The sequence below is a fragment of the Pseudomonas sp. 2995-3 genome (genome assembly GCF_002742565.1).
Lineage (GTDB): Bacteria > Pseudomonadota > Gammaproteobacteria > Pseudomonadales > Pseudomonadaceae > Aquipseudomonas > Aquipseudomonas edaphica.
In genome coordinates this window covers 192,070-213,796 of record NZ_LJSB01000157.1, presented here as the reverse complement: position 1 = coordinate 213,796, position 21,727 = coordinate 192,070, and the positions used below count along the sequence as shown (strand labels likewise).

Here is a 21,727-nt window from a genome sequence, read left to right as displayed (position 1 = left end):
TTGGATATGTGCTTCGTCAATGAGCGATGTATCGGGCTTTTTGTAATAGGCAGGATCACGCGCAAGACCAACGCCGGGTCTTGAATAAATCGTCGAATCAAAGCGATCGCGTTTCGACGGGGTTACGCTGTTTTCTTAGAGTTTTCGGCGATAAAAAATGTAACAAAATAATTACAAAGCCTACAAGCACCCAGGACGCATTAACGAAGACAAATGTCGCCCATAACAAAAACCCCGAACTTCGCGAGAAATCCGGGGTATTTTGTGGCATTTAGCCACTAACTACAGCATGGGCGATTACAGATGGGATTCGGCGTACTCGGCCAGGATCGAACGAGGTACCCCTTGCAGCGCGATATGCACGCCGTTCGGGAAGTCTTTAAAGCGTTCCGTCAGGTAGGTCAGCCCGGAGCTGGTCGCGGACAGGTAAGGGGTGTCGATCTGTGCCAGGTTGCCCAGGCACACCACTTTGGAACCGGCGCCAGCACGGGTGATGATGGTTTTCATCTGGTGCGGCGTGAGGTTCTGGCATTCATCGATCAAAATCAGGCTCTGCTGGAAGCTGCGACCTCGGATGTAATTGAGGGATTTGAACTGCAACGGCACTTTGCTGAGGATGTAGTCGACGCTGCCATGGGTGTTTTCGTCATCCATGTGCAAGGCTTCGAGGTTGTCGGTGATCGCCCCCAGCCACGGCTCCATTTTTTCCGCTTCGGTGCCGGGTAGAAAGCCGATCTCCTGGTCCAGGCCCTGCACGCTGCGGGTGGCGATGATGCGGCGATAACGCTTGGTCACCATGGTTTGCTCAATGGCGGCCGCCAGGGCGAGGATGGTTTTCCCCGAGCCTGCAGCGCCGGTCAGGTTGACCAGGTGAATGTCCGGGTCGAGCAGCGCATACAGCGCCAGGCTCTGGTAGATGTCACGCGGTTTCAGGCCCCAGGCTTCCTGATGCAACAGGGGTTCCTGATGCAGGTCGAGGATCAGCAGTTTGTCGACCTGGATCTCTTTGATCCAGCCCACAAACCCCTGTTCGTCGATGATGAATTCATTGATGTGCACGGCCGGCAGGTTGTCGATCAGCTGTACCTGGTGCCAGGTGCGGCCATGGTCCTGACGGGTTTCGACCTTGCTGACAAGATCCCAGAAAGAGCCGGTCACGGTGTGATAACCCCGCGACAGCATCGACACGTCGTCGACGAGTTGGTCGGTACTGTAGTCCTCGGCAGCGATCCCACACGCTCGTGCCTTGAGGCGCATATTGATGTCTTTGGTCACCAGCACCAGGCGCAGGTCCTTGTCGCGCGCGTGCAGGTCGATCAATTGGTTGATGATTTTGTTGTCGTTGAGGTTTTCCGGCAGCAGGCTGTTGGGCTCGCTGCGCTTGCTCATCAGAATCGACAGCAAGCCCTTAGGCCCGCTTTTGCCGCGCTGGATCGGCACGCCGACTTCAACGTCCTCGGGTGAGGCTTCGCCCAAGGTCTTGTCGATCAGGCGGATCGCCTGGCGGCATTCGGCAGCCACGCTGTGGTGCCCGCTTTTGAGTTTGTCGAGCTCCTCAAGCACGATCATCGGGATGGCGACGTGGTGTTCTTCGAAGTTAAGCAGTGCGTTTGGATCGTGGATCAATACGTTGGTATCAAGCACATAAAGGATTGGCTGGTCGGAAGAAGGGTTACGTCCATGATCATCCATACTCGGTCACCTTTGTGGGAGCCATTCGACGCAATACCTGGGCGGTGCTGCGCCTCGATTCGACCACCGACTGCACCTGAGTGACGTCAAGTGCAGTGCCCACATGAGGAGTCTTGGAAGACGCCACCTGTGTTGCAGGGTTCGGCGATCTGACTTCGTAATACCGCAAAACCCATGACAGGAAAAAGCACTTTGACGCTTTTTTGAAATTTATTTTTCAGGATGACGAATAGCACTAGCCGAGTGCCAGTGACCCCGTTAAAGTCGGAAGTCCGCCTGCATCGAAATGTCGCACAAAATCACCCCTGAATTCCCCCATCCCTAACAGGGCCGGGCACTTCAGCGAAATGCCTCCCGGCAGTCCTGCCACCCCAAGCCACTTTGCGCCGTTGCCTGCAATAACATCGGCAATGCCACCCGCGCCTTGTCCTGGGTGTCGTGAAACACGATCACGCCTTTGCGCCACAGCAGCATCAACGTCAGCACCCGTTGCGCCGACTCATCGGCCTTGAGTTTGCCCGGTTCGTCCTGGGAGTCGATGTCCCACAACGCCACCTGCAAACCCTGGGATTGGAAGAAACCCTGGCTGTCGGCACGGCGCTGGCCATAGGGCGGGCGAAACAGCGGAACGTAGTTTTCCGGCATCAGGTTCTGCACCAGCGCAGCGCTGCGCGTAATCGAGCTTTGCCACTCGACCCAATGGCTGTGGGAGCGGTATTGCCAACCCTGGGTGCCCACGCACTGGCCTTGGTACAAGGCCTGCACGTCACTGCTGGAACTGCGCTCCACACGGGTTTGCAAACTGCTGCCAAGGGCAAAGAACATGGCGTTCATCTTCTGCTTGCGCAGGTAGTCGGTGAGCCAGTCGGTATTGCCGCTGACCGGCGCCGGGCCGCCGTCGAAGGTCAGCAGGAACAGACGGTCGTTGAACTCGTCGCCATTGCGTTCGTGGTCACCAAAGCGCAGCACTTCGCTGCTGATCTGCGGGAACAGCGCGGCTTTGCGCAACAGCTCCTCCAGGTAGCGTTCATGGAAGTTATGGCTAGGCCCGGCCCAGCCTATATAGAAGGAGTTATCGCTGACCTGGAACTTGCCGGCCTGCTCGCGCAGATCGTCCATGTTTTCCACCAGGTAGCAGAACGAGGCGTCCTCTTCGCAGCTCTGCTGGGCCGCCGTGTAGTTTTCCAGCAGGCGCTGCCAGAGCTGGCGACGCAGGTCGTCGATGGCGGCGAGGTTGATGTTTTTCAGACCAAGACGCTGCTTGAGGGCGGCCTCATCCTGGTTTTCGCTGGCCAGCAGGCTATGGGCGAACATCAGGATTTCAGCGCGCGAAGCGACATCGAACAGCGCCGGGCTGCTGAGCTTTTCGGGCCAGATGCCACGGTCCAGGCTGGCGACATCCACCGGCGCGGCGCTGGCGTTCAGGCACAGTAAGCAGGCTGACAATAATAGTGCTAGGCGCACGCAGGGTCTCCCTCTCCAGAGTTACCGCCCATCATAGCGGATCGTGCCTATCGCCATCATAGGTGGAGTCAAACCACTCAACCCCCTAGAATCCCTGCCACGATTACAGGAGCCAACTTCATGCTGATGGTGATTTCCCCCGCCAAAACCCTCGACTTCGAGTCAAAGCCGGCAACCCCACGCTTCACTCAACCGCAATACCTCGACCACTCCCAGGAACTGATCGAACAATTGCGCGAATTGAGCCCGGCGCAAATCAGCGAGTTGATGCACGTCTCCGACAAAATCGGCGGCCTCAATGCCGCCCGTTTCGGCAGCTGGACCCCGGCCTTCACACCGGCCAATGCCAAGCAGGCGCTGCTGGCGTTCAAGGGCGACGTCTACACCGGCCTGAATGCCGAAACCTTCAGCGATGCCGACTTCAGCTACGCCCAGGACCACCTGCGCATGCTCTCGGGCCTCTACGGCCTGCTGCGCCCGCTGGACCTGATGATGCCGTACCGCCTGGAGATGGGCACCAAACTGCCCAACGCCCGCGGCAAAGACCTCTACGCATTCTGGGGCACGCGCATCAGCGAATGGCTCAATGAAGCGCTGGCCGAACAAGGCGACGACGTGCTGCTCAACCTGGCCTCCAACGAGTACTTCTCGGCGGTCAAGCGCACGGCTCTGAACGCACGGATCATCAACACCGAGTTCAAGGACCTGAAGAACGGCCAGTACAAGATCATCAGCTTCTACGCCAAAAAGGCGCGGGGCATGATGAGCCGTTTTGTGATTGAAGAACGCATCAATGATCCTGCCAAACTGAAGCAGTTTGATGTGCAGGGTTATCGCTTCAATGCGGAGCAGTCCAAGCCGGATAATTTGGTGTTCCTGCGCGATCACGCACCGGAATAGCGCCCGCTCTCACGCTATAGTTCAACTGTGGGAGCTGGCTTGCCTGCGATAGCTGTGGGTCAGTCAGTATTTCTTTACCTGACACTCCGCTATCGCAGGCAAGCCAGCTCCCACATTTTTGTCTGCATTCCACGTCGAAAAAGTCATTTGTTTGACGTCAAAAAAACCTCAAGCAGATTCCTAACGAATCTTTCACTCGACATTCGTCATTTTTTTTCGTAGTGGCACCACTTTTTTCAAACACTAGTGGCACAAAACTATCCCCTCTCTTCAACTCCCCATATCCACTCGCCCAAATAGCAAGTGCTATCAATATAGTACCAGTGCCATCTTTTCTAATATTTCAAGAAATTTCCGGAAACAGGATGAGCGGCCAGGAACTTCACCCTAAAGCACCGCTCATACCACCGGTAACGAAATTCTCTGTTGCTGTAAGAGATGACTTACATGACCAACCCACGGAAGTAGCAAAGTTGTCATATTTCAACTTTGACTCAGGAGTCATATTGCCAATTGATTAGTTGATAGCGGCGACAAGGATGAATTGCCACGCACTGTAAGGCCAAGGCCAAGCTTCCCCTAATTGGTCAGTGATACAACCCAAGACATTGATATTTAAAGGCTATCAGCCTCTATCAAGGCCCTGCGGCACTGACGCCAGGCCCTTCTCCCAGGAAGGCCGGCTGCATTTGAGGGCAAGCTCCAATAACAAGGCCACGTTGCGCACACCTTGGGTGCACTTATTAGTCACTCGTCATTAAACATGCCTGCACGCGGTAAGTCGGCGTCTATTCGCCCAACTTTCGCGGCATCAGTGACGCTTGCAAACATGAACTCCAGCCATCTAATGGCCTGTATTAAACAAAGAGGTAATTGCGATGCGCATCAGCATATTTGGTTTGGGTTACGTTGGCGCAGTCTGTGCCGGTTGCCTGTCTGCCCGTGGCCATGAAGTGGTCGGCGTAGACATCTCCAAGGATAAGATCGACCTGATCAACGCGGGTAAATCGCCGATCGTTGAACCGGGTCTGGGCGAACTGTTGAGCCAAGGCATCGCAAACGGTCGACTGCGCGGCACTACCAACTTCGCCGACGCCATCCGCGATACCGACCTGTCGATGATTTGCGTGGGCACGCCGAGCAAGAAAAACGGCGACCTGGAACTCAACTACATCGAAGCGGTATGCCGCGAGATCGGTTTTGTCCTGCGTGACAAAACCACCCGTCACACCATCGTGGTGCGCAGCACCGTATTGCCAGGCACCGTAGCCAATGTGGTGATCCCGATTCTGGAAGACTGCTCCGGCAAAAAAGCCGGTGTCGACTTCGGCGTGGCGGTGAACCCTGAGTTCCTGCGTGAATCCACCGCCATCGCCGACTACGACTTGCCACCGATGACCGTCATCGGCGAATTCGACAAAGCCTCCGGCGATGTCCTGCAGTCGCTGTACGAAGAACTCGATGCACCGATCATCCGCAAGGACATCGCCGTCGCCGAGATGATCAAGTACACCTGCAACGTGTGGCACGCCACCAAGGTCACCTTCGCCAACGAGATCGGCAACATTGCCAAGGCCGTCGGCGTCGATGGTCGCGAAGTGATGGAAGTGGTGTGCCAGGACAAGACGCTCAACCTGTCCCAGTACTACATGCGCCCAGGCTTCGCGTTCGGCGGCTCGTGCCTGCCCAAAGACGTGCGCGCCCTCACCTACCGCGCCAGCTCGCTGGATGTGGAAGCGCCGCTGCTCAACTCGCTGATGCGCAGCAACGAGTCCCAGGTACAGAACGCCTTCGACATCGTCGCCGGCCATGACAAACGCAAAGTCGCCCTGCTGGGCCTGAGCTTCAAGGCCGGCACCGACGACCTGCGCGAAAGCCCGCTGGTGGAACTGGCGGAAATGCTGATCGGCAAGGGTTTTGACCTGAGCATCTACGACAGCAACGTCGAGTACGCCCGTGTCCACGGCGCGAACAAGGACTACATCGAAGGCAAGATCCCGCATGTGTCGTCCCTGCTCAATTCCGACTTCGACGACGTGATCAACAACTCCGACGTGATCATCCTCGGCAACCGTGACGAGAAATTCCGTGCCCTGGCGCACAACGCACCTCACGGCAAACAGGTGATCGACTTGGTGGGCTTCATGTCCCAGGCCACCAGTGTCAGTGGCCGTACCGAAGGCATTTGCTGGTAACAGCGACGGCAAGTTTCGGGTTGCACGTGTCTTTATCCCCAGCGCGTGCAGCCTGAAGCCTCCTTCCCTTCCGGATGACGCTTATGTCCAAGTTAAAACATGTATTACTGCAATCGGCCGGCTGGTTGTTCTTCCTCAGCCTGCTGATGGGTCTCGCCCTGCTGTTGCCGGCGAGTACGTTCGACTCGCAGTCGAAGAATTTTATTTTCCTGATTGGCGCCGTCGGCATCTGGCGCTACTCGATGGGTGCTACGCATTTCTTTCGCGGCATGCTGTTCCTGTACGTGGTCTACCCGCACTTGCGCCGCAAGGTGCGCAAGCTGGGCAAGGCGGCCGACCCGTCCCACGTATTCCTGATGGTCACCAGTTTCCGTATCGACGCGCTGACCACCGCGCAGGTCTACAGCTCGGTGATTCGCGAAGCCATCGAGTGCGGCTTCCCAACCACCGTGGTGTGCTCGCTGGTGGAGATGTCCGATGAGCTGCTGGTGAAAAGCCTGTGGGAACGCATGAACCCGCCGGAGCGCGTAAAGCTCGACTTCGTGCGCATCGCCGGCACCGGCAAACGCGACGGCCTGGCCTTCGGTTTCCGCGCTATCTCGCGCCACCTGCCGGATGACCGCGCCGTGGTGGCGGTGATCGATGGCGACACCGTGCTCGCCGAAGGTGTAGTGCGCAAGACCGTGCCGTGGTTCCAGCTGTTCGGCAATGTCGGTGGCCTGACCACCAACGAATTCTGCGAAGTACGCGGCGGCTACATCATGAGCGAATGGCACAAGCTGCGCTTCGCCCAGCGCCACATCAACATGTGCTCCATGGCCCTGTCCAAGCGCGTACTGACCATGACCGGTCGTATGTCGGTGTTCCGCGCCAACGTGGTGACCGACCCCGGCTTTATCGCCGACGTGGAAAGCGACTCGTTGCAACACTGGCGCCTGGGCCGCTTCAAGTTTTTGACCGGTGACGACAAGTCGAGCTGGTTCAGCCTGATGCGCCTGGGCTACGACACCTTCTACGTGCCGGACGCCGCGATCCACACCGTGGAACACCCGCCGGAAAAGAGCTTTATCAAGGCCAGCCGCAAGCTGATGTTCCGCTGGTACGGCAACAACCTGCGCCAGAACTCCCGCGCTCTGGGCCTGGGTATGCGTCGGTTGGGCCTGTTCACCAGCATCGTGTTGTTCGACCAGCGCGTATCGATGTGGACCTCCCTGCTCGGCCTGACCGTGGCGATCATCGCCACCTTCAAATACGGCGGCGCGTTCATCCTCGCGTACCTGCTGTGGATCGGTATCACCCGCCTGATCCTGACCCTGCTGCTGTCGTGCTCCGGCCACAAGATCGGCCCGGCCTACCCGGTGATTCTCTATTACAACCAGATCATGGGCGCGCTGGTGAAGATCTACGTGTTCTTCCGCCTTGATCAACAGTCCTGGACCCGCCAGGACACCAAACTGACCCGCGATTTGGCCAGCTTTCAACGTTGGTTCAACACCTGGTCGTCTCGGACCATGACCTTCTCCGCCGGCAGCATTTTCGTCGCCGTGTTGCTGATGATGGTCTGACCCAGCCAAGCCTGAATTAACTAGGAAATCGAACATATGAACAGCCCAGTAAACGCCAACGTTGTCCACGAATCCGAAGCCCAGCGCCAACATGCCCGGGTCAAAATCCCGGCCAAGCTGCGCTTCTTCAACACCGACCGTACCCAGACCGAAGCACGGGTGATCGACCTGTCCGCCGGTGGCCTGGCGTTCACCGCCACCCAGCCGCTGACCGTCGGTGAAGTGCACAAGGGCCGCCTGCAGTTCGTGATCGATAACCTCGGTTTGGCGATGGATGTAGAGCTGCAGATTCGCTCCTACGACCGCCAGAGCGGCCGCACCGGTTGCCAGTTCCAGAACCTCGACGCCCAGGATATTTCCACCCTGCGCCACCTGATCACTTCGCACCTGTCCGGCGACATCGTGACCATGGGCGACGTGCTGGCCACCCTGCAACGCGACAACTTCACCAAGGCGCGCAAGGTCAAGGACGGCGGCAGCGGCATGACCGCGTTCGGCCGCCTGCGCGCGGTGGTGTTCAGCGCCGGGATCTTCATTGTCGGCCTCGCCGCGTTCGGTTTTGTGTTCAAGTCGGTGTACGGCATGTACTTCGTCAGCCACGCCCAGGCCGGCCTCGTCAGCGTGCCCGGCATGAACGTGACCATGCCGCGCGACGGCACCGTGCAGAGCCTGCTCAAAGGCGACGCGGTTGCAGCCAAAGGTGCGCCACTGGCAACGTTCAGCACCAGCATGCTCGATGTGCTCAAGGGCCATCTGGACGAAGACCAGCTGCAACCGGCCAAGGTTGAAGAGCTGTTCGGCAAGCAAATGACCGGCACCCTGACCTCGCCGTGCGATTGCGTGGTCGCCCAGCAATTGGTCGCCGACGGCCAGTACGCCAGCAAGGGCGATGTGATCTTCCAATTGGTGCCACGCGGCAGCCAGGCCAATGTGGAAGCGCGCTTTACCTATCGCCAGTTCGCTGACGTGCGCCCAGGTACACAGGTGAACTTCCAGGTCGCCGACGAAGAACAGATCCGTACCGGCACCATCGTCAGCAGCACCAGCCTGAACAGCGCCGACTTGTCTTCCGACATTCGCGTGCAGATCAAGCCGGACGCGCCGCTGGACAGCACCTATGCCGGGCGCCCAGTGGAAGTCACCAGCGACCGCGGCCCTTCGCTGAACTGGCTGATCGATAAAGCCATGGCTCACGGTCTGTAAGCGGAGGACATGCCTGTGAACCCTATTTCAAGCACAACACAGAGCACTGTGGGAGTCGGGCTTGCCCGCGATGGGATCGACTCGGTGCACCTGAAAGACCGAGTTGCCCGCATCGCAGGCAAGCCAGCTCCCACACAGAGCGGGTCGCACTTCGCCTCTGCATTCTGCACATTGGCACTGGCGGTCAGCCTCGCCGGTTGCGCCGGCCTGCCCGACCAGCGCCTGGCCAACGAAGCCCTCAAACGTGGCGACACGGTCACCGCCCAACAGAACTACCAGCAGTTGGCAGACCTGGGCTACAGCGAAGCCCAAGTCGGCCTCGCTGACATCCAGGTCACCACCCGCGATCCCGAGCAAATCCGCCAGGCCGAGGCCACTTACCGCGCGGCCGCCGATACGTCGCCGCGTGCCCAGGCACGTCTGGGCCGCCTGCTGGTGGCCAAACCCGGCGCTACCGAAGCCGAACAGCACGAAGCCGAAGGCCTGCTGAAAAAAGCCTTTGCCAATGGCGAAGGCAACACCCTGATCCCGCTGGCGATGCTGTACCTGCAATACCCGCACAGCTTCCCCAACGTGAACGCCCAACAGCAAATCAGCAAATGGCAGGCGGCGGGTTACCCGGAATCAGGTTTGGCCCAGGTGCTGCTGTATCGCACCCAGGGCACCTACGACCAGCACCTGGATGATGTGGAGCGCATCTGCAAGGCGGCGCTGAACACCACCGATATCTGCTACGTCGAGCTGGCCACGGTTTATCAGAAGAAAGCCGAGCCGGAAAAACAGGCCGAACTGCTCAAGCAGCTCGAAGCCGGCTACGCCCGTGGCACCGTCACCGCCCAGCGCGTCGACAGCGTAGCCCGCGTATTGGGTGACGCGACACTCGGCCAGCCGGACGAAAAAACCGCCCAGGCGCTGCTGGAAAAAATCGCCCCCGGCTACCCGGCCTCCTGGGTCAGCCTGGCGCAACTGCTCTACGACTTCCCCGAACTGGGCGACGTCGACCAGATGATGAAGTACCTGGACAACGGCCGCGCCGCCGACCAGCCGCGCGCCGAGCTGTTGCTGGGCAAGCTCTACTACGAAGGCAAATGGGTACCGGCAGACGCCAAGGCTGCCGAAGCGCATTTCGAGAAAGCCGTGGGCCGTGAAGTCGCCGCCGATTACTACCTCGGCCAGATCTACCGCCGTGGCTACCTGGGCAAGGTCTACTCGCAAAAAGCCCTCGACCACCTGCTGACCGCTGCACGCAACGGCCAGAACAGCGCCGACTTCGCCATCGCGCAATTGTTCTCCCAGGGCAAGGGCACCAAGCCCGACCCATTGAACGCCTATGTCTTCAGCCAATTGGCCAAAGCCCAGGACACGCCAGAGGCCAATGACCTGGCCACGCAGCTCGAAGCCCCGCTCACGCCTGAGCAACGCGCCGAAGGCCAACGCCTGGTGCAACAGGAACTGGCCACGCGCGGCACCCTGGCCCAGAGCACGCTGCAACTGCACGCCCTGCAAGAAGAAGACGGCGAGGAATCCCTATGAAGCTCAACCCATTCGTCAAGGCCGGTATCGGCCTGACCTTCGCCCTGCTGTGGTCGTGCCCGACCCTGGCCGCGCTGACCGAAGCCAAGAACTTCGGCCTGGAAGTCAAAGCCACCGCACAATCCGAAGATGACCGCGACCTCGGCACGCAAAAAGGCGGCGATGTGAACGGCATCGGCCTCGACCTGCGCCCGTGGGTCTACGGCGAAAGCGGCGCGTGGAGCGCCTACGCCATGGGTCAGGCGGTCGTGTCGAGTGACATCATCGAGACCGACCCCTTGCAACAATCGGCCGATGACGAAAATCAGCAAACCACCAACAACGACCGCAAGTCCAAGAAAAACTACCTGGCCATGCGCGAGTTCTGGGTCGGCTACAGCGGTTTCACGCCTTACCCGGGCGAGCTGCTCAAGCTGGGTCGCCAACGCCTGCGCAATGACGACGGCCAATGGCGCGACACCAATATCGAAGCGCTGAACTGGACCTTCGATACCACCCTGCTCAAGGCCAATGTCGGCGTCGCCGAACGCTTCAGCGAATACCGCACCGACCTCAAGGAGCTGTCGCCCAAGGACAAGGACCGCCAGCACCTCTACGCCGACGCCGCCTACCAGTGGACCCCAGGCCAGTGGATCGGCTTGCGCGCCCACCACACCCATGACAACGGTAAGCTCGACTACCCGGAACCGGGCGTGGCGACCGACTCGTTGGACAAGCGCGAAAACGGCGACCTGACCTGGCTCGGCATCGAAGCCAACAGCGACGCCTACAACTGGCGCAACACCAACACCGTCAACTACTGGGCCAGCGTCACCGGCATGAAAGGCAACCGCGACACGGTCAACGCCCTCAACGCCGACGGCACCCGCCCAACCCAGGCCAAGCGCAGCGACGACGTGAATGGCTGGGCCACTGACATCGGCGTGCGCCTGCGCCTCGACCCGCAGTGGCAAGTCGGTGCGGCCTATTCCCGTGCCAGCGCCGAGTACGAGCAGAACGGCTTGCAAAGCAACCGTTCGAACTGGACCGGCACCCAGTCCCGTGTGCATCGCTTTGGCGAGGCGTTTCGCGGTGAGATGAACAACATGCAGTCCATGAGCCTGTTCGGTTCCTGGCAGCTGCGCGAGGACTATGACGCCAGCCTGGTCTATCACAAGTTCTGGCGCGTGGACGGCAACAAGCCGGTGGGCAGCAACGGCATCGATGCGGTGCAGAACAACACCGACGACGTGACCGGCGCGATCCTGTCCAGCACCTCGTTACCGCTGGAAGACGGCAAAAAAGACCTGGGTCAGGAGATGGACCTGGTGGTCACCAAGTACTTCAAAAAGGGCCTGTTGCCGGCCGCGCTCAGCCAGTCAATCGACGAGCCGTCGGCGCTGGTACGCTTTCGTGCAGGCGTGTTCAAGCCGGGTGACGCCTACGGCAGCCAGGTCGACTCGTACATGCACCGCGCGTTTGTCGACGTGATCTGGAAATTCTGATGGGAGCCTGCGCAATGAATGCTCAAAGCCTACTCGTCGCGGCAATGCTGATGGCCAGCGCCACAGCGTTTGCCGATACGGCGGCCAAGGCGCCGACCATCGCCAAGGAACTGCAACAGGCCAAGACCTACACCATTTCCAGCCCGCCCACCGCGCCGCTGGAACTGCCCAAGCCTGCGCTGCCCGACCTGACTGGCTACACCGCAGCGGCGATGGAAAAGAAGATCGTGCGCAGCAAACCGGGCAAAGTCAGCATCCGCCGCATGATGCAGGAAGACGCGCTCAAGGACTTTATCGGCGGCGATAACAAGATGGCCGAATGGGTGGTACGCCAGCACGGCATTCCCCAGGCAATCTTTGTCGACGACGGCTACCTGAACCTCAAGGACCTGCTCGGTAAAGTGCCCAAGCAGTACCTCAGTGAAACCTCGCCGGGCGTGTTTCTGGCCAAGCTGCCGATTGTGGTCGGGCGCAAAGGCATCCTCGACATCGACAAGAAGACCCAGGAGCTGCGCCTGTCCCAGCAAGCCGGTTCGTTCCTGATCAACGACGGCCAGCTGTTTGTGCGTGACACCAAAATCACCGGCTGGGACGAAAAGACCAACGGCCCGGCGCTGTTCAAGTCGCCCAAGGAGTTCCGCCCGTTCCTGCTGGCCTGGGGCGGCACCGAAACCTACATCTCCAAGACCAAGATGGCCAGCTTTGGCTACGCCAACAGTAAGTCTTACGGCGTGAGTATTTCCCAGTACACGCCGAACATGGCCAAGGTGCTCAAGCGCGCGGAACCGACCGGCTGGATCATCGATTCCGAGTTCTCCGACATGTGGTATGGCTTCTATTGCTACGAGACCACCGGCTTTGTGATCAAGGGCAACACCTACAAAGACAACATCGTCTACGGCATCGACCCGCACGACCGTTCCCACGGCCTGATCATTGCTGACAACACCGTCTACGGCACCAAAAAAAAGCACGGGATCATTATTTCCCGTGAGGTCAACGACAGCTTCATCTTCAACAACCGCAGCTACGACAACAAGCTCTCGGGCCTGGTGATCGACCGTAACAGCGTCAACAACCTGATCGCCGACAACGAGATCTACCGCAACCACACCGACGGCATCACCCTCTATGAGAGCGGCGACAACCTGTTGTGGGGCAACAAGGTCATCGCCAACCGTCGCCACGGCATCCGCGTGCGCAACAGCGTGAACATTCGCCTGTACGAGAACTCCGCCATGGCCAACGGGCTGACCGGCGTGTACGGGCACATCAAGGATTTGACCGACACCGACCGCGACATCGCCCTCGACCCGTTTGACGCGAAGGTCTCGCTGATCGTGGTCGGCGGCGAGCTGGCCGGCAACGGCAGCGGGCCGCTGTCGATTGATTCGCCGTTGAGCATCGAGCTGTACCGCGTGTCGATGCTGGCGCCGACCAAATCCAGCGGCATCAGCTTTGCCGGTGTGCTGGGCGATCGCCAGGAAGAGATTCTCGACCTGCTGGTGCGCCAGCAGAAAGCCGTGCTGATCGACCCTGTCGAACGCCAGACCCAAATGCAGGACTGAGGATGACCCTTATGCACCCACACATGATCAAACTGCTGAGCCTCTCGGGTCTGACCCTCGGCCTGCTGGCGGCCAGCCAGGGCGTGCGCGCCGATGAAATCAAGGCACCGACCTTCACCGCCGAGCCGTGCTGCAGCCTGTGCCCGGCCGCCCATGACGCGAAGAACTACACCACGCGCTACCAGCAGAACTTCACCACCCTGGTGCAAGCCCAGGGCGACTGGCTGTTCCGTACCCAGGAAGATTTGCGCACCGAATTCGACACCAGCCCCGCCGGCTACAAACGCATGCAGCAACTGCACGATGCGTTCAAGGCCAAGGGCGTGGAGCTGGTGGTGGTGTACCAGCCGACCCGTGGCCTGGTGAATCGCAACAAGCTCAACCCTGAGGAAAAAGCCGCGTTCAATTTTGACAAGGCGCTGGGCAACTACAAAAGCATGCTCGGCCGTTTCGCCAAGATGGGTTATGTGGTGCCGGACCTGTCGCCGCTGACCAACGAACAGTTGCCCGATGAACTGCCGGCCCACGACTTCTACTTCCGTGGTGACCAGCACTGGACGCCATACGGCGCCCAACGCACGGCAAAAATCGTCGGCGCCAAAGTGCGTGCCATGCCCGAGTTTGCCGATATTCCCAAGCGCGAATTCGAAACCAAACGCTCAGGGCGCATGGGCAAGACCGGCACCCTGCACAACATGGCCGGGCAACTGTGCGGCACCAGCTACGCAATCCAGTACATGGACCAGTTCACCACCGAGCCTAAAGGCGAAGCCGGTGACGGCGACCTGTTCGGCGATTCGGGCAACCCGCAGATCACCCTGGTGGGCACCAGCCACAGCGGCAAGAACTACAACTTCGCCGGCTTCCTGGAGCAGGAAATCGGTGCCGACATCCTTAACGTCGCCTTCCCCGGCGGCGGTCTGGAAGGCTCGATGATCCAGTACCTGGGCAGCGACGAGTTCCAGAAGACGCCGCCGAAAATCCTTATCTGGGAATTCTCGCCGCTGTACCGCCTCGACCAGGAAACCATTTACCGCCAGATGATGGCGCTGCTCGACAACGGCTGCGAAGGCAAGCCTGCGCAAATGAGCGCCAGCACCACGCTCAAACCCGGCAAGAACGAGTTGATGGTCAACAGCTCGAACAAAGACCTGCGCAACGCCAACCATCAGGTCGATATCCGCTTCGCCGACCCGTCGGTGAAAACCTTGCAAGCCACCCTCTGGTACATGAACGGGCGCCACGAGGACATCAAGATCGAGAAACCCGAAACATCCGATACAGACGGGCGTTTCGCCTTTGAACTGCGCACCGATGAAGACTGGGCCTCGCAGAACTTGCTGGCCGTGGAAGTGCAAGGCCCCGAAGCGGGCACTGCCGCGCAGAAAGTCGAAGCGAAAATTTGCACACGCAACGTGTTCCCGGCGGGTGGTCAACAGACCGCCCAGCTTGGGAAGTGAGGTTACTTATGCAGAAATTATTGATTCCAACGCTGCTGGGCCTGGCGATGTTCGCAGGTGTAGTCAACGCCGCCGCACCACTGCGTCCACCTCAAGGCTATTTCGCCCCGGTGGAAGCGTTCAAGACCGGCGACTTCAAGAATGACTGCGACGCCATGCCGGCGCCGTACACCGGCTCGCTGCAATTTCGCAGCAAGTACGAAGGCTCGGACAAGGCCCGTGCCACCCTGAATGTGCAATCGGAAAAAGCCTTTCGCGACAGCACCGCCGACATCACCAAGCTGGAAAAAGACACCAGCAAGCGCGTGATGCAGTTCATGCGCGACGGCCGCCCGGAGCAGTTGGAGTGCACCCTCAACTGGCTTACGAGCTGGGCCAAGGCCGATGCCTTGATGTCCAAGGACTTCAACCACACCGGCAAATCGATGCGCAAATGGGCCTTGGGCAGCATGGCCTCGGCCTATGTACGCCTGAAGTTCTCCGACTCGCACCCGCTGGCTAATCATCAGCAGGAATCGCAATTGATCGAGGCCTGGTTCAACAAACTCGCCGATCAAGTGGTCAGCGACTGGGACAACCTGCCCCTGGATAAAACCAACAACCACTCCTACTGGGCCGCTTGGTCGGTGATGGCCACGTCCATCGCCACCAACCGTCGCGACCTGTTTGATTGGGCGGTGAAGGAATACAAGGTCGGCGCCAATCAGGTGGACGCCCAAGGGTTCTTGCCCAACGAACTGAAGCGCCAGCAACGCGCCTTGGCGTACCACAACTACGCGCTGCCGCCGCTGTCGATGATCGCCAGCTTTGCGCTGGTCAACGGTGTGGACCTGCGCCAGGAAAATAACGGCGCGCTCAAACGCCTGGGCGACAAGGTGCTGGCCGGGGTTAAAGACCCGGACATCTTCGAGCAGAAGAACGGCAAAGAGCAGGACATGAAGGACCTCAAGGAGGACATGAAATTTGCCTGGCTTGAACCCTTCTGCACCCTCTACACCTGCGCGCCGGAGGTGATCGAGCGCAAGCACGGCATGCAGCCGTTCAAGACTTTCCGCCTCGGCGGTGACCTGACCAAGGTCTACGACCCGACGCACGAAAAAGGCAACAAAGGCAGCTGATACACAGCTCCCACACCTGGACTCGGTCCAAATGTGGGAGCTGGCTTGCCTGCGATGACGGTATGACATTCAGCATTGATGTCGACTGACACACCGTCATCGCAGGCAAGCCAGCTCCCACACTGAACGCGTACACCCTCCCAGATTCGTGGGGGGTTTGGGGGGGCCGTTGGCCCTTGACTGTTGGTTAAACATGGAGAGATCGGGATGGTTTTCTCGTCCAATGTGTTCCTGTTTCTGTTCTTGCCGATCTTTCTCGGCTTGTACTACTTGAGCGGGCAACGCTATCGCAATCTGCTGCTGCTGATTGCCAGCTACGTGTTCTACGCCTGGTGGCGAGTGGACTTCCTGGCGCTGTTCGCCGCCGTGACGCTGTGGAATTACTGGATCGGCCTCAAGGTCGGTGCCGCCGGCGTGCGCACCAAACCGGCGCAGCGCTGGCTGTTGCTCGGCGTGGCTGTCGACCTGTGCATCCTCGGCTACTTCAAGTACGCCAACTTCGGCGTCGACAGCATCAATGTGATGATGAAGTCGGCGGGCCTGGAGCCGTTTATCCTCACCCACGTGCTGTTGCCGATTGGCATCTCGTTCTACATCTTCGAGTCCATCAGCTACATCATCGACGTGTACCGTGGCGATACCCCGGCAACCCGCAACCTGATCGACTTCGCGGCGTTCGTGGCGATCTTCCCGCACCTGATTGCAGGTCCCGTGTTGCGCTTCCGTGACCTGGCCGACCAGTTCAACAACCGCACCCACACCCTCGACAAGTTCTCCGAGGGCTGCACGCGGTTCATGCAAGGTTTCATCAAGAAAGTCTTCATCGCCGACACCCTGGCGGTGGTGGCCGACCATTGCTTCGCCCTGCAAAACCCGACCACGGGCGATGCCTGGCTCGGCGCGCTGGCTTACACCGCGCAGCTGTACTTCGACTTCTCCGGCTACAGCGACATGGCCATCGGCCTGGGCTTGATGATGGGTTTCCGCTTCATGGAAAACTTCAAGCAGCCGTACATCAGCCAGTCGATCACCGAGTTCTGGCGGCGCTGGCACATCAGCCTGTCCACTTGGCTGCGTGACTACCTGTACATCACCCTGGGCGGCAACCGTAAAGGCACGCTGATCACCTATCGCAACCTGTTCCTGACCATGCTGCTCGGTGGCCTGTGGCATGGCGCAAACATCACCTACATCGTGTGGGGCGCGTGGCACGGTATGTGGTTGGCGATTGAAAAAGCCATCGGCCTGAATACCGCGCCACGCAGTTTCAATCTGCTGCGCTGGGCCTTCACCTTCCTGCTGGTGGTGATGGGCTGGGTGATCTTCCGCGCCGAAAACCTGCACGTCGCCGGGCGTATGTACGGCGCGATGTTCAGCTTTGGTGAGTGGTCGTTGTCAGAACTCAACCGCGCCAGCCTCACTGGCCTGCAAGTGGCAACCCTGGTGGTGGCCTACGCAACACTGGCGTTCTTTGGCCTGCGCGATTTCTACAACAATCGCCCTGCCGAAAAAGCCAAACCCGCCGACCCGAGCCTGATCAAGGCAGTACCGGGCGACAACCCAGGCAGCATCCACCAGCCCGGTTTCAGCGTGGGCCAGGACGCCACCGTGCAACCGGCCTACTGGACCGCTGACTGGCCACGCTACGCCATGCGCGCCACCGTGCTGCTGCTGTTCGTGGCCTCGATTCTGAAACTGTCGGCGCAGAGTTTCTCGCCGTTCCTTTACTTCCAATTTTGAGGGAGCCGACCATGACCCGTTCATTTCGCGTCCTCTATATCACGCTGTTCCTGCTGGTGCTGCTGGCCTTGGGCGCCTGGTCGCTGCGCAGCTTCTTCGGCTTCAGCACCAACGCCGACGCCACCGTGCTCAACGGCCGCTGGACCAAGGCCGTCGAGACCCACTACGACGATGAGTTCCCGATCAAGCGCCTGGGCACCAACCTCTGGGCGGCGCTGGACTACAAGCTGTTCAATGAAGGCCGCCCCGGCGTGGTGCTGGGCCGCGACCACTGGTTGTACAGCGACGAGGAATTCAACCCCATCGTCAACGAAGACCAGAACCTGCAAGGCAACTACGCGCTGGTCGAAGGCGTGCGCCAAAAACTCAAGGCCCAGGGCATCCAACTGGTGATGGCGATCGTGCCGGCCAAGGTGCGCTTGTACCCGGAACACCTGGGTAAAGTGAAACCGGCGAGCATCCACGCCAACCTGTACGAGGACTTCCACGCCCGTGTGGCGGCCGACAAGATCATCGCCCCTGACCTGCTTGGCCCGCTGCAACAGGCCAAGCTGGGCGGCACGCAAGTGTTCCTGCGCACCGATACCCACTGGACCCCGGACGGTGCGGAAATCGCTGCCAAACAATTGGCCAAGACCATTGCCGACAAGACGCCGTTGAGCGGCGAGCCACAGCGCTTTGTCACCGAAGCCGAAAAAACCGAACCGCACAAAGGTGACCTGCGCCTGTTCCTGCCGCTGGACCCGCTGTTCGAAAACCTGATGCCGCCTAAAGAGCCGCTGCAAAAACGCGTCACGCACCTGGCGGAAAACAAAGGCGACGACGCCCTGTTTGCCGACAGTGAAACGCCAGTGGCTCTGGTGGGCACCAGCTACAGCGCCAACCCCAACTGGAACTTCGTCGGCGCCCTCAAGCAAGCCTTGCACAGCGACGTCATCAACTACTCCGAAGACGGCCACGGCCCGATCCTGCCGATGCTCAGCTACCTGAAAAGCGATGACTTCAAGAACAGCCCGCCCCAAGTGCTGATCTGGGAGTTTCCGGAACGTTATCTGCCCGTCAACAACGAAATCGGTGATGCCGACCCGCAGTGGGTTGCGCAGCTTAAACAAGCCGGTTCGCGCCAACAGAACATGGCAATCAACACCTTCAAAAAATCCGAGACGCCCGACCGGGCGCAAAACTGAAAGAGAGGTAACTCACATGACTTTCACTACTACTCCTCGTCGTCTCGCTAAAACCCTGGCTATCGCAGCCGGCATGAGCTTCGTATCGATGTCTGCCTTCGCCGGGGGCGACGCCGCCCTGTACGGCCCGACGGCACCAAAAGGCTCCAGCTTCGTGCGGGTCTACAACGCATCGAACCAGGAAGTCAGCGCTACTGTCGGCGCGACCAATTTGAGCGATGTGGCACCGCTGGCCAGCAGTGACTTCAGCTTCATGCCCGGCGGCGACTACAGCGCCAAGGTCGGCAGCCAGACCGTGCCGGTCAAACTTGCCGCTGACCACTACTACACCCTGGTTAACAGCGTCAGCGGCCAGCCACAGCTGATCGAAGAGCCGCCGTTCAAGAACAAGCAGAAATCCCTGGTGCGTGTGCAGAACCTCAGCGACAAGGCCCTGACCCTGAAAACCGCCGACGGCAAGACCGACGTGGTCAAGTCGGTGGCTGCCAAGGGCCGTGGCGAGCGCGAAATCAACCCGGTGAAAGTCAGCCTGGCGTTGTATGACGGTGACAAGAAAGTCGGCGATGTGAAGCCGGTGGCTTTGGAACGCGGTGAAGCGGCGGTGCTGTACGTGACCGGTTCCGGCTCGAGCATTTCGCCAGTGTGGGTCAAGCGCCCCGTGTCGACCCGCTGATGATTTCCCTGAGTTGACACGGCCCCTTGTGGGAGCTGGCTTGCCTGCGATGGCGGTCTTGAAGGCGCCATCGCAGGCAAGCCAGCTCCCACACTGTGCGCGTTTCGACTCAGGACCGAGACAAAAACAAGAGTGAAACGACAAACCTTCGTAGCTCTGACCCAAATCGATTCAAGGAGAAACACCCATGATCCCAGTAATCCTTTCCGGTGGTAGCGGCTCACGTCTTTGGCCGCTTTCCCGCAAACAGTTCCCCAAGCAATTCCTGGCCTTGACCGGCGAACACACACTGTTCCAGCAAACCCTGGAGCGCCTGGTGTTCGAAGGCATGGACGCCCCGATCGTGGTCTGCAACAAGGACCACCGCTTCATCGTCAACGAGCAACTGAGCACGCGTAAGCTCGAATGCCAACGCATCCTGATGGAGCCGTTCGGCCGCAACACCGCGCCGGCCGTGGCCCTGACTGCGATGATGCTGGTCAACGAAGGCCGCGACGAGCTGATGCTGGTGCTGCCCGCCGACCACGTGATCGACGACCAGAAAGCCCTGCAACGCGCCCTGGCCCTGGCCACCGTGGCGGCCGAGCGTGGCGAGATGGTGCTGTTCGGCGTGCCGGCAACCCGCCCGGAAACCGGTTACGGCTACATCAAGTCCAGCAACGATTCGCTGCTGCCCGAAGGCGTCAGCCGCGTGCAACAGTTCGTGGAAAAACCCGATGAAAAACGCGCCGTCGAGTTCGTCAAAAGCGGCGGCTACTTCTGGAACAGCGGCATGTTCCTGTTCCGCGCCAGCCGTTTTCTTGAAGAGCTGAAAAAACACGACCCGGACATCTACGACACCTGCGTGCTGACCCTGGAGCGCAGCGAACAGGATGCCGACACCGTGACCTTCGACGAATCTACCTTCGCCTGCTGCCCGGACAATTCCATCGACTACGCGGTGATGGAAAAAACCCAACGCGCCTGCGTGGTGCCGTTGAGTGCCGGCTGGAGCGACGTGGGTTGCTGGGCCTCGTTGTGGGCGGTCAATGACAAAGACGTCAATGGCAACGTCAGCAAAGGCGACGTGGTGATCCAGGACAGCCGCAACTGCATGATCCACGGCAACGGCAAGCTGGTGTCGGTGATCGGCCTGGACAATATCGTGGTGGTGGAAACCAAGGACGCGATGATGATTGCCCACAAGGACAAGGTCCAGGGCGTCAAGCAAATGGTCTCCACCCTCAACGACCAGGGCCGCAGCGAAACCCAGAACCACTGCGAAGTCTACCGCCCGTGGGGTTCCTACGACTCGGTGGACATGGGTGGGCGCTTCCAGGTCAAGCACATCTCGGTCAAGCCGGGCGCGTGCCTGTCGCTGCAGATGCACCACCACCGCGCCGAACACTGGATCGTGGTCAGCGGCACGGCCGAAGTCACCTGTGACGACAACGTGTTCCTGCTCTGCGAGAACCAGTCCACCTACATCCCGATCGCCTCGGTGCACCGCCTGCGTAACCCGGGCAAGATCCCGTTGGAGATCATCGAAGTGCAATCGGGCAGCTACCTGGGCGAAGACGATATCGAGCGCTTTGAAGATATCTACGGTCGCTCGACGCCGGTTGAACGTGGCGTTTCGGTGAAAACTATCGCGCAGTAACACGGTCGTACAAGAAGCCCTCATCCAGCCCGTTGCGTCCCCTATCCGCAGTGGGCTGGGTGGGGGCTTTTTCTTGGGTTTTGCAGTGACCGTAAGGGCCTCATCGCAGGCAAGCCAGCTCCCACAGTTGGACCGGGTATGCTCTTGGAATGCAGTCGAATGTGGGAGCTGGCTTGCCTGCGATGGCGTCCGAAAGCATCCCGCCAGCATTGACCCTTGCCCCCATCCTGCCTATCCTCGCGCCTGTCACGACTCATTCGTGATGAGGTTTGACGGCCTCGCGAACTCATAGGATCCCATTTTCAT

General features: G+C 59.7%; 15 protein-coding genes. 13 read left to right on the top strand and 2 right to left on the bottom strand.

Going from position 1 to position 21,727, the window contains the following annotated elements:
• Positions 1 to 297: 297 nt before the first annotated feature.
• Positions 298 to 1,692, bottom strand: a complete 1,395-nt coding sequence (locus tag AOA62_RS08600) for a PhoH family protein (protein WP_012722339.1) — start codon at positions 1,690 to 1,692, stop codon at positions 298 to 300.
• A 339-nt stretch (positions 1,693 to 2,031) separates the two neighbouring features.
• Positions 2,032 to 3,156: a polysaccharide deacetylase family protein gene (locus AOA62_RS08595; protein WP_099548425.1), complete on the bottom strand. Its 1,125-nt coding sequence runs from the start codon at positions 3,154 to 3,156 to the stop codon at positions 2,032 to 2,034.
• 120 nt (positions 3,157 to 3,276) lie between these two features.
• Here AOA62_RS08595 and yaaA point away from each other — a divergent pair, with 120 nt between their 5' ends.
• The 13 genes from yaaA (at position 3,277) to AOA62_RS08520 (ending at position 21,421) form a co-directional block, all read left to right on the top strand.
• The gene (yaaA, locus tag AOA62_RS08590; RefSeq protein WP_099548424.1) at positions 3,277 to 4,056 is read left to right on the top strand and encodes a peroxide stress protein YaaA; all 780 of its coding nucleotides are present in this window, start codon (positions 3,277 to 3,279) and stop codon (positions 4,054 to 4,056) included.
• 878 nt (positions 4,057 to 4,934) lie between these two features.
• Positions 4,935 to 6,251, top strand: a complete 1,317-nt coding sequence (locus AOA62_RS08585; RefSeq protein WP_099548423.1) for a nucleotide sugar dehydrogenase — start codon at positions 4,935 to 4,937, stop codon at positions 6,249 to 6,251.
• A gap of 83 nt (positions 6,252 to 6,334) precedes the next feature.
• Positions 6,335 to 7,816, top strand: a complete 1,482-nt coding sequence (gene alg8 / locus AOA62_RS08580; protein ID WP_032865428.1) for a mannuronan synthase — start codon at positions 6,335 to 6,337, stop codon at positions 7,814 to 7,816.
• A 36-nt stretch (positions 7,817 to 7,852) separates the two neighbouring features.
• Positions 7,853 to 9,019, top strand: a complete 1,167-nt coding sequence (locus tag AOA62_RS08570; protein ID WP_017135214.1) for an alginate biosynthesis protein Alg44 — start codon at positions 7,853 to 7,855, stop codon at positions 9,017 to 9,019.
• A gap of 9 nt (positions 9,020 to 9,028) precedes the next feature.
• Positions 9,029 to 10,552, top strand: a complete 1,524-nt coding sequence (algK, locus tag AOA62_RS08565) for an alginate biosynthesis TPR repeat lipoprotein AlgK (RefSeq protein WP_256592310.1) — start codon at positions 9,029 to 9,031, stop codon at positions 10,550 to 10,552.
• Positions 10,549 to 12,036 carry an alginate export family protein gene (locus tag AOA62_RS08560; protein WP_017135216.1) on the top strand — a complete coding sequence of 496 codons (1,488 nt, stop codon included), beginning with the start codon at positions 10,549 to 10,551 and terminating at the stop codon, positions 12,034 to 12,036. The genes algK and AOA62_RS08560 overlap by 4 nt, the downstream gene beginning before the upstream one ends.
• Positions 12,036 to 13,604 (top strand): mannuronan 5-epimerase AlgG, encoded by a 1,569-nt coding sequence (algG, locus tag AOA62_RS08555; RefSeq protein ID WP_017135217.1) that lies wholly within the window; start codon positions 12,036 to 12,038, stop codon positions 13,602 to 13,604. Before AOA62_RS08560 ends, algG begins: the two co-directional genes overlap by 1 nt.
• Before the next feature lie 11 nt (positions 13,605 to 13,615).
• Entirely contained in the window at positions 13,616 to 15,064 is a 1,449-nt protein-coding gene (locus AOA62_RS08550) for an alginate O-acetyltransferase (protein WP_017135218.1), read from the top strand.
• A gap of 8 nt (positions 15,065 to 15,072) precedes the next feature.
• Positions 15,073 to 16,182 (top strand): mannuronate-specific alginate lyase, encoded by a 1,110-nt coding sequence (locus AOA62_RS08545; protein ID WP_017135219.1) that lies wholly within the window; start codon positions 15,073 to 15,075, stop codon positions 16,180 to 16,182.
• Positions 16,183 to 16,389: 207 nt separating this feature from the next.
• Positions 16,390 to 17,922, top strand: coding sequence for an MBOAT family protein (locus AOA62_RS08535; protein ID WP_099548421.1), 1,533 nt, complete (start codon positions 16,390 to 16,392; stop codon positions 17,920 to 17,922).
• An 11-nt stretch (positions 17,923 to 17,933) separates the two neighbouring features.
• Positions 17,934 to 19,109 (top strand): alginate O-acetyltransferase, encoded by a 1,176-nt coding sequence (locus AOA62_RS08530; RefSeq protein WP_099548420.1) that lies wholly within the window; start codon positions 17,934 to 17,936, stop codon positions 19,107 to 19,109.
• A 16-nt stretch (positions 19,110 to 19,125) separates the two neighbouring features.
• On the top strand, positions 19,126 to 19,782 hold the full coding sequence (locus AOA62_RS08525; protein ID WP_099548419.1) for an alginate O-acetyltransferase AlgF: 657 nt from the start codon (positions 19,126 to 19,128) through the stop codon (positions 19,780 to 19,782).
• Between the two features lie 187 nt (positions 19,783 to 19,969).
• Positions 19,970 to 21,421 carry a mannose-1-phosphate guanylyltransferase/mannose-6-phosphate isomerase gene (locus tag AOA62_RS08520; protein WP_017138155.1) on the top strand — a complete coding sequence of 484 codons (1,452 nt, stop codon included), beginning with the start codon at positions 19,970 to 19,972 and terminating at the stop codon, positions 21,419 to 21,421.
• The last annotated feature ends 306 nt before the right edge of the window (positions 21,422 to 21,727 follow it).